Source organism: Kluyvera genomosp. 2, from assembly GCF_036759865.1.
Lineage (GTDB): Bacteria > Pseudomonadota > Gammaproteobacteria > Enterobacterales > Enterobacteriaceae > Kluyvera > Kluyvera ascorbata_B.
Genome location: NZ_JAPKIA010000009.1, coordinates 177056 through 190327, shown reverse-complemented (window position 1 = coordinate 190327; position 13272 = coordinate 177056). Strand labels below are relative to the sequence as shown.

At 57.8% G+C, this 13272-nt stretch carries 9 protein-coding genes; 8 read left to right on the top strand and 1 reads right to left on the bottom strand.

Annotation, left to right across the window (positions count from 1 at the left end; all coding sequences use genetic code 11):
- Positions 1-3: 3 nt before the first annotated feature.
- From V6942_RS11990 to tldD, 4 genes are all read left to right on the top strand, one after another.
- The gene (locus V6942_RS11990; protein WP_106927362.1) at positions 4-597 is read left to right on the top strand and encodes a Maf family protein; all 594 of its coding nucleotides are present in this window, start codon (positions 4-6) and stop codon (positions 595-597) included.
- Positions 587-2056: a ribonuclease G gene (gene rng, locus V6942_RS11985; RefSeq protein WP_182929940.1), complete on the top strand. Its 1470-nt coding sequence runs from the start codon at positions 587-589 to the stop codon at positions 2054-2056. The genes V6942_RS11990 and rng overlap by 11 nt, the downstream gene beginning before the upstream one ends.
- Before the next feature lie 33 nt (positions 2057-2089).
- Positions 2090-5896, top strand: a complete 3807-nt coding sequence (gene yhdP / locus V6942_RS11980) for an AsmA2 domain-containing protein YhdP (protein ID WP_333501280.1) — start codon at positions 2090-2092, stop codon at positions 5894-5896.
- A gap of 100 nt (positions 5897-5996) precedes the next feature.
- The gene (gene tldD, locus V6942_RS11975; protein ID WP_182929942.1) at positions 5997-7442 is read left to right on the top strand and encodes a metalloprotease TldD; all 1446 of its coding nucleotides are present in this window, start codon (positions 5997-5999) and stop codon (positions 7440-7442) included.
- Between the two features lie 89 nt (positions 7443-7531).
- Here tldD and aaeR read toward each other — a convergent pair whose 3' ends face one another.
- On the bottom strand, positions 7532-8458 hold the full coding sequence (gene aaeR / locus V6942_RS11970) for an HTH-type transcriptional activator AaeR (RefSeq protein ID WP_106927323.1): 927 nt from the start codon (positions 8456-8458) through the stop codon (positions 7532-7534).
- Positions 8459-8587: 129 nt separating this feature from the next.
- Here aaeR and aaeX point away from each other — a divergent pair, with 129 nt between their 5' ends.
- The 4 genes from aaeX to V6942_RS11950 all read left to right on the top strand — a co-directional run bounded on the left by aaeX (position 8588) and on the right by V6942_RS11950 (position 13264).
- Positions 8588-8791 (top strand): p-hydroxybenzoic acid efflux pump operon protein AaeX, encoded by a 204-nt coding sequence (aaeX, locus tag V6942_RS11965; RefSeq protein ID WP_035891204.1) that lies wholly within the window; start codon positions 8588-8590, stop codon positions 8789-8791.
- A gap of 7 nt (positions 8792-8798) precedes the next feature.
- Positions 8799-9731 (top strand): p-hydroxybenzoic acid efflux pump subunit AaeA, encoded by a 933-nt coding sequence (gene aaeA / locus V6942_RS11960; protein WP_106927321.1) that lies wholly within the window; start codon positions 8799-8801, stop codon positions 9729-9731.
- 5 nt (positions 9732-9736) lie between these two features.
- Positions 9737-11704 carry a p-hydroxybenzoic acid efflux pump subunit AaeB gene (gene aaeB / locus V6942_RS11955; RefSeq protein WP_106927318.1) on the top strand — a complete coding sequence of 656 codons (1968 nt, stop codon included), beginning with the start codon at positions 9737-9739 and terminating at the stop codon, positions 11702-11704.
- A gap of 105 nt (positions 11705-11809) precedes the next feature.
- Positions 11810-13264: an NAD-dependent succinate-semialdehyde dehydrogenase gene (locus V6942_RS11950; protein WP_106927315.1), complete on the top strand. Its 1455-nt coding sequence runs from the start codon at positions 11810-11812 to the stop codon at positions 13262-13264.
- Positions 13265-13272: the final 8 nt, after the last annotated feature.

Below are 13272 nucleotides of genomic sequence, written 5' to 3'. Positions count from 1 at the left end.
GTTATGGTATCTCTCTATCTTGCTTCAGGTTCCCCGCGTCGCCAGGAACTGCTTACTCAGCTTGGCATCTCGTTTGAGAAAGTGGTTCCGGGTATTGAAGAAGTGCGCCGTCCTCATGAGGAGGCTCAGCACTACGTGGCGCGGCTGGCGCGAGAAAAAGCGCAGGCGGGCGTTGCCCTCGTGTGTGAGGATCGCCCGGTTCTGGGGGCGGATACCATTGTTATCCTTAACGGTGAAGTGCTGGAGAAACCGCGCGATGAAGCACATGCAGCCGCTATGCTGCGTATGCTCTCAGGGAATACCCATCAGGTGATGACCGCCGTTGCGCTGGCTGACCGCCAGCACACGCTCGACTGTCTGGTGGTCACCGAGGTGACCTTCCGGACGCTCTCTGATGATGATATCGCAGCGTATGTTGCGAGCGGAGAACCTTTAGATAAAGCAGGTGCATACGGTATTCAAGGGTTGGGTGGCTGTTTCGTCAGGAAGATCAATGGCAGCTATCACGCCGTAGTCGGCTTACCGCTGGTGGAAACGTATGAGTTGCTGAGTAACTTTAACTCGCTACGTGAAAAAAGGGATAAACATGACGGCTGAATTATTAGTTAACGTGACGCCATCGGAGACGCGGGTGGCGTATATCGACGGCGGCATTTTGCAGGAAATTCATATTGAGCGTGAAGCGCGACGCGGAATAGTAGGCAATATCTACAAAGGTCGTGTCAGTCGGGTCTTGCCGGGTATGCAGGCGGCTTTTGTAGATATTGGTCTGGATAAGGCGGCGTTCCTTCACGCCTCCGATATCATGCCGCACACCGAATGTGTCGCCGGCGAAGAACAAAAACAATTCACCGTGCGCGACATCTCCGAGCTGGTACGCCAGGGCCAGGATCTGATGGTGCAGGTGGTAAAAGATCCGCTGGGCACCAAAGGCGCGCGTCTGACCACTGACATTACCTTACCCTCCCGCTATCTGGTGTTTATGCCGGGTGCCTCGCACGTCGGCGTGTCGCAGCGTATTGAAAGCGAAGCCGAACGCGAGCGCCTAAAGAAGGTGGTGGCCGAATACTGCGATGAGCAGGGCGGCTTTATTATTCGTACGGCGGCAGAAGGCGTGTGTGAAGAGGACTTAGCCTCAGATGCCGCCTACCTTAAACGCGTCTGGACCAAAGTGATGGAGCGCAAAAAGCGCCCGCAGACCCGCTACCAGATGTACGGTGAACTGGCGCTGGCGCAGCGTGTGCTGCGCGACTTTGCTGACGCCCAACTGGATAAAATTCGCGTTGACTCGCGTTTGACCTACGAAGCGTTAATGGAATTTACGGCTGAATATATGCCTGAAATGACCAATAAGCTTGAGCACTACAGCGGTCGCCAGCCTATCTTTGATCTCTTCGATGTTGAGAATGAAATCCAGCGTGCGCTGGAGCGTAAAGTAGAACTCAAGTCAGGTGGCTATCTGGTTATCGACCAGACCGAGGCCATGACCACCGTCGACATTAATACCGGAGCCTTCGTTGGCCACCGTAATCTCGATGACACCATCTTCAATACCAACATTGAAGCGACCCAGGCGATTGCTCGCCAGCTGCGCCTGCGTAACCTCGGCGGGATTATCATCATCGATTTTATCGATATGAATAACGAAGACCACCGTCGTCGCGTGCTGCATTCGCTGGAGCAGGCGCTGAGCAAAGACCGCGTCAAAACCAGCGTCAACGGTTTCTCGCCGCTCGGATTGGTTGAGATGACCCGCAAGCGCACCCGCGAAAGCGTTGAGCATGTGCTGTGCACGGAATGCCCGACCTGTCACGGTCGCGGTACGGTGAAGACGGTCGAAACGGTGTGCTACGAAATCATGCGTGAAATTGTGCGCGTGCATCATGCCTACGACTCCGATCGTTTCCTGGTCTATGCTTCTCCATCTGTGGCGGAAACGCTGAAGGGCGAAGAGTCCCATGCGCTGGCGGAAGTCGAAATATTTGTCGGCAAGCAGGTAAAAGTACAGATTGAACCGCTCTATAACCCGGAGCAGTTCGATGTGGTCATGATGTAATAACGCAGCCTGCTGCAACCCAAGGAGAGATGCGTGAGGCGATTGCCGGGGATACTACTGCTCACCGTTGCTACACTGATTGTCATTGTCGCGCTGCTGGTGAGCGGCCTGCGTCTTGCCTTGCCGCATCTGGACCAATGGCGCCCGACGCTGCTGGCGAAAATTGAAGCCGCCACCGGGCTGCCCGTCTCTGCTTCACAAATTCAGGCCAACTGGCAGACCTTCGGTCCGACGCTTGAGGTTCGTGACATCAAGGCCGGGCTGAACGACGGCGGCGAACTCTCCATTAAACGTGCCTCGATGGCGCTGGATGTCTGGCAGAGCCTGCTGCACCTGCGCTGGCAATTTCGCGAGCTGACCTTCTGGCAGCTGCAGGTCCGCACCAATACCCCGCTGCAGAATAACGACGGCGACGGTGGCCTTAAGGGCGACCGTATCAGCGATCTGTTTCTGCGCCAGTTTGATCATTTTACCCTGCGCGATAGCCACCTTAGCTTCCTGACTCTCTCCGGCCAGCGCGCCGAGCTGGCGGTTCCGCAGCTGACGTGGGTGAACGATAAAAATCGTCACCGTGCCGAAGGCGAACTGAGCCTGTCCAGCCTCACCGGCCAGCACGGGGTGATGAAGGTTCGCATGGATCTGCGCGACGAAAATGGCCTGCTGAACAAAGGGCGGCTGTGGCTGCAGGCCGACGATATCGACGTGAAGCCGTGGCTGGGCCAGTGGATGCAGGACAATATCGCGCTGACCAGCGCCCGCTTTAGCCTTGAGGGCTGGGCGTCGGTGGACAAGGGCGAGATCGCCAGCGGCGACGTGTGGCTGAAAAAGGGCGGCGCCAGCTGGCAGGGCGACGCGCACACGCATCGGCTGTCGGTGGATAACCTCACCGCGCATCTGTCGCGGGAAAAGGAAGGCTGGGAGCTGCGGATCCCTGATACTCGCATCACCATCGACGATACGCCGTGGCCGCGCGGCGCGCTGGCGCTGGCGTGGATTCCCGCGCAGGAAGTGGGCGGCAAAGATCATCAGCGTAGCGATGAACTGCGCATTCGTGCCAGCCATTTGTCGTTGGCCGGGCTTAATGGCCTGTTGCCGATCGCCGCCAGGATCTCGCCGGACGTCGCCGATATCTGGCACACCGCGCAGCCGACGGGGATGATTGATGCGCTGGCTGTCGATATCCCGCTTCAGGACGCCGGAAAAACGCGCTTTAACGCGAGCTGGGATGGGCTGGCGTGGAAGCAATGGAAACTTCTGCCCGGCGCTGAACATGTCTCCGGCAGCGTGGCCGGGAGCGTCGAGAACGGCACGCTGCGCGTGGCGATGCAAAAAGCGCTGATGCCCTACGAGCACGTTTTCCGTGCGCCGCTGGAAATTGCGGACGGTACGGCGACCCTGAACTGGGTCAATGACGATCGCGGCTTTATGCTGGACGGGCGCAATATCGACGTGCAGGCGACCGGCGTGCGCGCGGCGGGCGGCTTCCGCTACCTGCAGCCGAAAGACGATCAGCCCTGGCTGGGGATTCTTGCCGGTATCAGCACCGACGACGGTGGCCAGGCATGGCGCTATTTCCCGGAAAACCTGATGGGTACCAAGCTGGTCGACTACCTGAGCGGCGCCATTAAAGCCGGAAAGGCGGAAAACGCGACGCTGGTGTACGGCGGTAATCCGCATCTGTTCCCCTATAAGCACAACGAGGGCCAGTTCCTGGTCTACGTTCCGCTGCATGACGCGACCTTTGCCTTCCAGCCTGACTGGCCGGCGTTGACCAACCTCAATATTGAGCTCAACTTTATCAACGATGGCCTGTGGATGAAGGCCGACAAAGCGGCGCTCGGCGGCGTGATGGCCAGCAATCTTGAGGCGGCCATTCCGGACTATGAGAAAGAAAAGCTGCTGATTGATGCTGATATCAATGGTCCGGGTAAGGCGGTTGGCCCGTATTTCCAGGATACCCCGCTGCACGATTCGCTGGCGGCGGCGCTTGAGGAGCTGCAGATAGATGGTGATGTAAGCGCTCGCTTACATCTTGATATCCCGCTCGACGGCGAGCTGGTCACCGCGAAAGGCAAAGTCGCGCTCAATAACAACAGTCTGTTTATCAAGCCGCTGGACAGCACGCTGCACAACCTGAAAGGCGCGTTCAGCTTTGAGAACGGTAACCTCACCAGCGAGCCGTTGACCGCAACCTGGTTTAATCAGCCGCTTAAAGTTGATTTTACGACCACCGAAGGCGCCAAAGCCTATCAGGTGGGCGTCAATATGCAGGCCGACTGGCAGCCGGCAAAAACCGGGGTACTGCCGCGGCAGCTTAACGATGCGCTGAAGGGCAGCGTACCGTGGAAAGGCAACGTTGCCATTGAGCTACCGTATCATAGTGGTGCCACCTACAAGGTGGGTATCACCGGCGACCTGCAAAATATGAGCAGTAGCTTACCGCCTCCGGCGGATAAAGCGGCGGGTCAGGCGCTGCCGCTGAAGATTAACGTCGACGGGAATCTACGCAGTTTCGATCTGACCGGCAGCGTTGGCCCTGGCAATCATATCAACAGCCGCTGGCGGTTGGGCAATAAGCTGGCGCTGGAGAGCGCCATTCTGACGTCGGATAGCCGTACAGTGCCGCCGTTGCCGCAAACTCCGGGGATTGAGCTGAACCTGCCGCCGATGGACGGCGCGCAGTGGCTGGCGCTGTTCCAGCACGGCGCGGCGGACAGCGTGAGTTCGGCCGCTGCTTTCCCGGAAAGCGTGACGCTGCGTACGCCGTCGCTCACCTTTGCTGGCCAGCAGTGGAATAACCTGAGCCTGGTCTCCAGGCCAACGGCTGAAGGCAAACAGGTTGAAGCGCAGGGGCGTGAAATTAACGCCAGCCTGACCATGAAAAACGGCGCGCCGTGGCAGGCCGCGGTGCGCTATCTCTACTACAACCCATCGGCTAACCCGCTGGCGCAGACGGCTGGCGTATCTACCACGGGTAGCGCAAGCGCCGCGAGCCAGATTGATTTCCACGGCTGGCCGGATCTCCAGTTGCGCTGTGCGGAATGCTGGCTGTGGGGGCAGAAATACGGGCGTATCGACGGTGATTTCAGCATAAAAGGCGATACGCTATCGCTGGCAAACGGCCTGATCGATACCGGCTTCGGGCGCCTGACCGCCGACGGCTTATGGGTGAATGCGCCCGCCGAGCAGCGTACCTCGCTGAAGGGGAAAATCCATGGCAAAAACGTTGATGATGCCGTCGCTTTCTTCGGCGTGTCTACGCCAATTCGCGACGCCGCCGTTGATGTCGACTACGATTTACATTGGCGCGATAAACCGTGGCAGCCTGATGTCGCTTCGCTGAATGGCATTCTTAAGACACACGTCAGCAAGGGCCAGTTTACCGATATTTCTACCGGCCATGCCGGGCAGCTGCTGCGCCTGCTGAGCGTAGATGCGCTGCTGCGCAAGCTGCGCTTTGACTTTAGCGACACCTTCAGCGAAGGTTTTTACTTTGACTCCATCCGCAGCACCGCCTGGATTAAAGACGGGGTGCTGAACACCGACGATACGCTGGTGGACGGTCTGGAGGCCGATATCGCCATGAAAGGTTCGGTTAACCTGGTGCGCCGCGAGCTGAATATGGAAGCGATCGTCGCGCCGGAAATCTCGGCGACGGTCGGCGTTGCGACCGCCTTCGCGGTGAACCCGATTATCGGCGCGGCGGTGTTTGCCGCGACGAAAGTGCTGGGGCCGCTGTGGAACAAGGTGTCGATCCTGCGCTACCGCATCACCGGTCCAATCGACAAGCCGCAAATTAACGAAGTGCTGCGCCAGGCGCGCAGCGATAAAAAGCCATGATTTGACGCAAGCCTCAAATTGCCTCAATCTCATACGACAAACACCCGGAATACAGGCCCGCCGTGCGTCAGGCAAGCGGGCATTAACGAGTAGCGAAATAATGAGTCTAAACCTGGTAAGTGAACAATTGCTGGCGGCGAACGGCCTGAATCATCAGGATCTGTTTGCCATTCTTGGTCAACTCACGGAGCGTCGGCTGGACTATGGCGATCTCTATTTTCAGTCCAGCTATCACGAATCCTGGGTTTTAGAAGACCGCATCATCAAAGACGGCTCTTATAATATCGATCAGGGCGTCGGCGTCCGTGCCGTTAGCGGCGAGAAAACGGGCTTTGCCTATGCCGACCAGATAAGCCTGCTGGCGCTGGAACAGAGCGCACAGGCTGCGCGGACTATTGTGCGCGACGCGGGCGATGGCAAAGTGCAGACGCTCGGCGCGGTAGAACATCCTGCGCTCTATACCTCTCTCGATCCGCTGCAGAGTATGACCCGTGAAGAGAAGCTGGATATTTTGCGCCGCGTGGACAGCGTTGCGCGTGCGGCGGATTCGCGCGTGCAGGAAGTGACAGCCAGCCTGACCGGCGTCTATGAGCTGATTCTGGTGGCCTCCACCGACGGCACGCTGGCGGCGGATGTGCGCCCGCTGGTGCGTCTGTCTGTTAGCGTGCAGGTCGAAGAAGAGGGTAAGCGCGAGCGCGGTGCCAGCGGCGGCGGCGGTCGTTTTGGCTATGACTACTTCCTTGCCGATCTCGACGGTGAGGTGCGCGCCGATGCGTGGGCGAAAGAAGCCGTACGTATGGCGCTGGTCAACCTGTCTGCGGTGGCTGCGCCTGCGGGAACCCTGCCGGTTGTTCTGGGGGCGGGCTGGCCGGGCGTGCTGCTGCACGAAGCGGTAGGGCACGGGCTGGAAGGCGACTTTAACCGTCGCGGAACGTCGGTCTTCAGCGGTCAGATGGGTCAACTGGTGGCTTCCGAGCTGTGTACTATCGTTGATGACGGCACCCTTGGCGATCGCCGTGGTTCTGTAGCAATCGATGATGAAGGTACGCCGGGTCAGTACAACGTGCTGATCGAAAACGGTATTCTGAAAGGCTATATGCAGGATAAGCTCAATGCGCGCCTGATGGGCGTCGCGCCAACCGGTAACGGCCGTCGTGAATCCTATGCGCACCTGCCAATGCCGCGCATGACCAATACCTACATGTTGGCCGGAAAATCGACGCCGCAGGAAATTATTGAATCCGTGGAGTACGGCCTGTATGCGCCTAACTTTGGCGGCGGCCAGGTCGATATCACCTCCGGTAAGTTTGTGTTCTCGACCTCGGAAGCCTACCTGATTGAAAACGGTAAGGTGACCAAGCCGGTGAAAGGGGCAACGCTGATTGGCTCCGGTATTGAAACCATGCAGCAGGTGTCGATGGTCGGTAACGATCTGAAGCTGGATAACGGCGTGGGCGTCTGCGGTAAAGAAGGCCAGAGCCTGCCGGTGGGCGTCGGCCAGCCGACGCTGAAGGTCGATAATTTAACGGTGGGCGGTACCGCCTGATCTGAAAAAATGCACCTCCTTGTGAGGTGCATTGAGACGGATGACAACGTCCGAAATGCCCGATGGCGCAACGCTTATCGGGCCTATCGCTATTCTTTACTTCTCCCCCGCATTCCCTGGAACAGTCTCGCCACTTCCACAAAATAGTCGGTCAGATAGTTAATACAGACCTGCACCTTCAGCGGCAGCTTGTCCTTTTCAGTATACAGCGCGTATACCGGGCGAGGATCGGACTGATAGCGCGGGAACAAGATCTCCAGCTCGCCGCTGTTGATCTCATTGATCGCCCACATCAGCGGCACGTAGGCAATGCCGGCACCGGCAACCAGCCAGCGTGAGATGGTCATCGGATCGTTGGTGACAAACCGACCTTGTGGCAGCAGCTTGGTGGATATCCCTTCGGGCGCTATCAGCTCAAATTCGTTATCCGGACGGACGCTATATTCCAGCCATGAATGGTTGCTCAGGTCGGCCGGTTTTTCGGGCACGCCATACTGTGCGAGGTATTTTTTTGACGCACAGACCACCATCGGCATCGCGCCGAGGCGGCGCGAGAAGAGGCTGGAATCCTGCAGCGCCCCCACGCGGATCACCACGTCCAGGCCATCGGCAATCAGGTCCGGTGCGGGGATCCCTGTCACCAGGTTCACGGTCAGGCCAGGGTACTCTTTCAACATATCGGCGGTGATCCTGGCGAGAACATTTTGTGCCATAGTTGAAGAGCAGCCGACGCGCAGCGTACCGATCGGCGTATTGTTAAAAGCGTAAAGCTGCTCGTGAACGTCCTGGACTTCGAACAGCATACGCCGGCAGCCCTGGTAGTAAATTTTACCGGCTTCGGTGAGGCCAATGCTCCGCGTGCTGCGGTTAAGCAGCTTGACCTGGAGCTCATCTTCCAGTTTAGAGACAGTCTGGCTGATGGAAGATACGCTCATTTGTAGCTGCCGGGCCGCGGCGGTAAAGGAGCCTTGCTCGACAACCTTGGCAAATACCGACATCCGTTTTAGTCGTTCCATTGTTCACTCTGGCTTAAAAGTGATTTGCATCACACTATGTAGATAAGGCTATAACAGTTACGTTAATATACTGTTAGTTGAATAACTAAAGTTCCAATCTCACCTGCACGCTAGTCTAGTAAGGTCAACATGAGCCTGTTTCCTGTCATCGTGATTTTCGGTCTCTCTTTTCCGCCGATCTTCTTTGAGCTGCTCTTATCGCTCGCCATTTTTTGGCTGGTGCGTCGCGTGCTGACGCCAACCGGGATCTACGATTTTGTCTGGCATCCTGCGTTGTTCAACACCGCGCTTTATTGCTGCCTGTTTTATTTGATATCACGTTTGTTCGTTTGAGGTGGATGTGAAAACACTAACAAGAAATCTATCCCGTACCGCCATTACGGTGATACTGGTCATCCTGGCGTTCATCGCAATCTTTCGCGCCTGGGTCTATTACACCGAATCACCCTGGACGCGTGACGCTCGCTTTAGCGCGGACGTCGTGGCGATTGCCCCTGACGTTTCGGGCCTGATTACCGGGGTACAGGTTAAGGATAACCAACTGGTTAGCAAAAATCAGGTGCTGTTTGTTATCGACCAGCCGCGTTATCAGAAGGCGCTCGCGGAAGCGGAAGCGGATGTGGCCTATTATCAGGCGCTGGCCGCTGAAAAAGGGCGTGAAGCCAGCCGTCGTAACCAGCTGGGCGTCAGCGCCATGTCGCGCGAAGAAATCGATCAGTCGAATAACGTGCTGCAAACCGTTCTGCACCAGTTGGCGAAAGCACAGGCCACGCGTGACCTGGCGCGTCTTGACCTCGATCGTACCGTGATCCGCGCCCCGGCCGACGGCTGGGTGACCAACCTGAACGTGTATGCCGGTGAATTTATTACCCGTGGCTCGACGGCGGTAGCGCTCGTTAAACAGCACTCTTTCTACGTGATGGCCTACCTGGAAGAAACCAAGCTCGAGCACGTACGTCCCGGTTATCGTGCGGAAATTACCCCTCTGGGCAGCAACCGAGTACTGAAAGGCACCGTTGATAGCGTGGCGGCGGGCGTGACCAACGCCAGCAGCAGCGTTGACAGCAAGGGGATGGCCACCATTGACTCTAACCTGGAATGGGTGCGTCTGGCGCAGCGCGTGCCGGTACGTATCCATCTTGATGACGAGCCGGGCAACCTATGGCCCGCGGGGACAACCGCGACGGTGGTGATCACCGGTGCGAAGGATCGCGATGCGCGCCAGATGACCTTCTTCCAGAAACTGGCGCTGCGCCTGCGTGAATTCGGTTAATCGTCATGGGCATCTTCAGTATTGCCAACCAGCACATCCGCTTTGCCATCAAGCTGGCCTGCGCGGTGGTGCTGGCGCTGTTTGTCGGCTTTCATTTTCAGCTTGAAACGCCCCGCTGGGCGGTACTGACGGCGGCGATTGTCGCCGCTGGCCCCGCGTTTGCAGCCGGTGGGGAACCTTATGCGGGGGCCATTCGCTATCGCGGGATGCTGCGTATCGTCGGCACCTTTATCGGCTGTATCGCCGCGCTGGCGATCATTATCACCATGATCCGCGCACCGCTGCTGATGCTGCTGGTGTGCAGTATCTGGGCCGGGTTCTGTACCTGGATCTCATCGCTGGTACGCGTCGAGAACTCCTATGCCTGGGGGCTTTCCGGCTATACCGCGCTCATTATTGTCATCACTATTCAGTCCGAGCCGCTGCTCACGCCGCAGTTTGCCGTCGAACGCTGCAGCGAGATCGTGATCGGTATCGTTTGTGCGATCGTTGCGGATCTGCTGTTTTCACCGCGCTCGATCAAAAAAGAGATCGATCACGAACTGGATGCCATGCTCGTCGATCAGTATCGCCTGATGCAGTTGTGCATCAAGCACGGCGACAGCGATGAAATGGACCGCGCCTGGCACGCGCTGGTGCGTCGCGCCACCGCGATGGAGGGCATGCGCAGCAACCTCAATATGGAATCCTCACGCTGGGTGCGCGCCAACCGTCGTCTGAAGGCATTGAATACCGTATCGCTGACGATGATCACCCAGGCCTGTGAAACGTTTATTATGCAAAACTCGCGGCCGGAGCTGGTGACGGATGCCTATCGCGAACTGTTTGCTGAACCGGTCGAAACGGTGCAGGACGTACACCGTCAGCTTAAACGTATGCGCCGGGTGCTGGCGTGGACCGGTGAGCACGATACGCCGGTGACGATTTACAGCTGGGTGGGCGCCGCCACGCGCTATCTGTTGCTGAAGCGCGGGGTGATTGGCAACGCGAAAATCAGCGCCCGGGAAGAAGAAATTCTGCAAAGCGAAGTGGTGGTGCGTCCCGAGTCGGCCGAACGCCATCACGCGATGGTTAACTTCTGGCGTACCACCGTCTCCTGCGCGCTGGGGATCCTGTTCTGGCTGTGGACCGGCTGGACCTCCGGCAGCGGGGCGATGGTGATGATCGCGGTAGTGACCTCGCTGGCGATGCGTCTGCCCAACCCGCGCATGGTGGCGATTGACTTTCTTTACGGCACGATTGCCGCGTTACCGATTGGGTCGCTCTACTTCCTGGTCATTATGCCTGCCACACAGCAAAGTATGCTGCTGCTGTGCCTGAGTCTGGCGGTGATGTGCTTCTTTATCGGCATTGAAGTACAGAAGCGTCGGCTGGGGTCGCTCGGCGCGTTGGCCAGTACCATCAACATTCTGGTGCTCGATAATCCGATGACCTTCCACTTCAGCCAGTTTCTCGACAGCGCGCTGGGGCAAATTGTCGGCTGCTTTATGGCGCTGATTGTGATCCTGTTGATCCGCGATAACTCGCGTCTGCGTACCGGTCGGGTGCTGCTGAACCAGTTTGTGTTTGCCGCCGTCTCGGCGATGACCACCAATATGGCGCGGCGTAAAGAGAATCACCTGCCGGCGCTCTATCAGCAGCTCTTTTTGCTGCTCAACAAGTTCCCGGGTGATATTGCCAAGTTCCGTCTTGCGCTGACGCTCATTATTGCGCACCAGCGCCTGCGCGATGCGCCGATCCCTATCAACGATGACCTGTCGGCGTTCCACCGCCAGCTGCGCCGTACCGCCGATCGGGTGATTTCGGCGAGCAGCGATGATAAGCGCCGCTACTACTTCTCGCGTCTGCTTGAAGAGCTTGAGGTGTACCAGCAAAAGCTGCGGGTGTGGGAAGCACCAGTCCAGGTGACACAGCCGGTTGAGCGGCTGGTGGCGATGCTGCACAAGTATCAAAGTGCGTTAACCATTCATTAATCGGACTCCCGACGTCGATACGAGGTCGGGATCTTTCCCTTTCACTTCCTATCCCCGCAAAAGCGCTGTCTATACTTAACTGGAAACACTTTTCAGGAGGGTGTAATGACCACGCAAGCGCTACAGGACAACGAGCTTTTTCAAACCGGTTACCTGGTCAACGGTGAATGGCGCCGTCTTGATGCGACCTTTGATGTGCTGAACCCGGCAACGGGCGATGTGGTGGCAAAGGTGGCGAAGGCTGGGAAAACAGAAACCGAGCAGGCGATTGCAGCAGCGGCAAACGCGTTCCCGCTCTGGCGGGCCAAAACGGCGAAAGCGCGTTCAGAGTTGCTTTACCGCTGGTATCAGCTGATCGTTGAGCATAAAAGCTGGTTGGCGCAGCTCATGACCATTGAACAGGGGAAGCCGCTGAAAGAGGCGGAAGGCGAAGTGGACTATGCGGCAAGCTTCATTCAGTGGTTTGCCGAACAGGGAAAACGGGCGAACGGTGAAATCATTCCTCCGGCAAAACCCGGTTCGCGAATTCTGGCTACGCGGGAGCCAATTGGCGTCGTCGCGGCGATTACACCGTGGAATTTCCCGATGGCGATGCTCACGCGTAAGCTAGGACCCGCGCTGGCCGCGGGCTGTACTGGCGTGATAAAGCCGGCGAATAACACACCGCTTTGTGCATTTGCACTGCTGACGCTGGCGAAAAAGGCCGGTATTCCCGATGGCGTACTGAACGCCGTTGCGGGTAATACGCAGGAAATCAGCGACGCGATTATGGCCAGCCACGAGGTACGCAAAATCTCGTTCACCGGCTCGACGTCGGTTGGGAAAACGTTGGTCCGCAACGCGGCGGAAACGATGAAGAAGGTATCGATGGAACTGGGCGGCAACGCGCCTTATATCGTGTTTGAGGATGCCGATATCGACGCAGCCGTTCAGGGGGCGGTAGCGAATAAGTTCCGTAACGCCGGGCAGGTGTGCGTCAGCGTGAACCGTTTTTATATTCATGACAGCGTCTATGACCGCTTCACCCGCCAGCTTGCTGACGCCGTGAAGGCGCTGAAGGTGGGCAATGGCCTGGATGATGGCGTGGTGGTTGGCCCACTCATCGAGCCTGCGGCGGTCAGGAAGGTACGTGAACACGTGGAAGATGCCGTTGCGAAAGGCGCACAGGTGCTGGTCGGCGGGCAGTCGCATGCGCTGGGAGGGAATTTCTGGCAGCCGACGGTGCTCGGAGACTGCAACGAACACATGCTGCTGGCACAGGAAGAAACCTTTGGACCGCTGGCGGCCTGTTTCCGTTTTCAGGATGAAGAAGAGGTCATTCAGCGGGCGAATAATACCCCTTATGGCCTGGCCGCCTACTTCTATACCCAGAACCTGCCACGCGTCTTCCGCGTCGCGCAGGCGCTGGAGAGCGGGATGATTGGCATTAACGAATGTGCGGTATCCACCGAACTGGGGCCGTTCGGCGGTGTGAAAGAGTCCGGATTGGGACGTGAAGGTTCGGTGCTGGGTCTGGAAGAGTACCTTGAGGTGAAAACGCTGCACATCGGGGGACTTTAAGCTTGTTG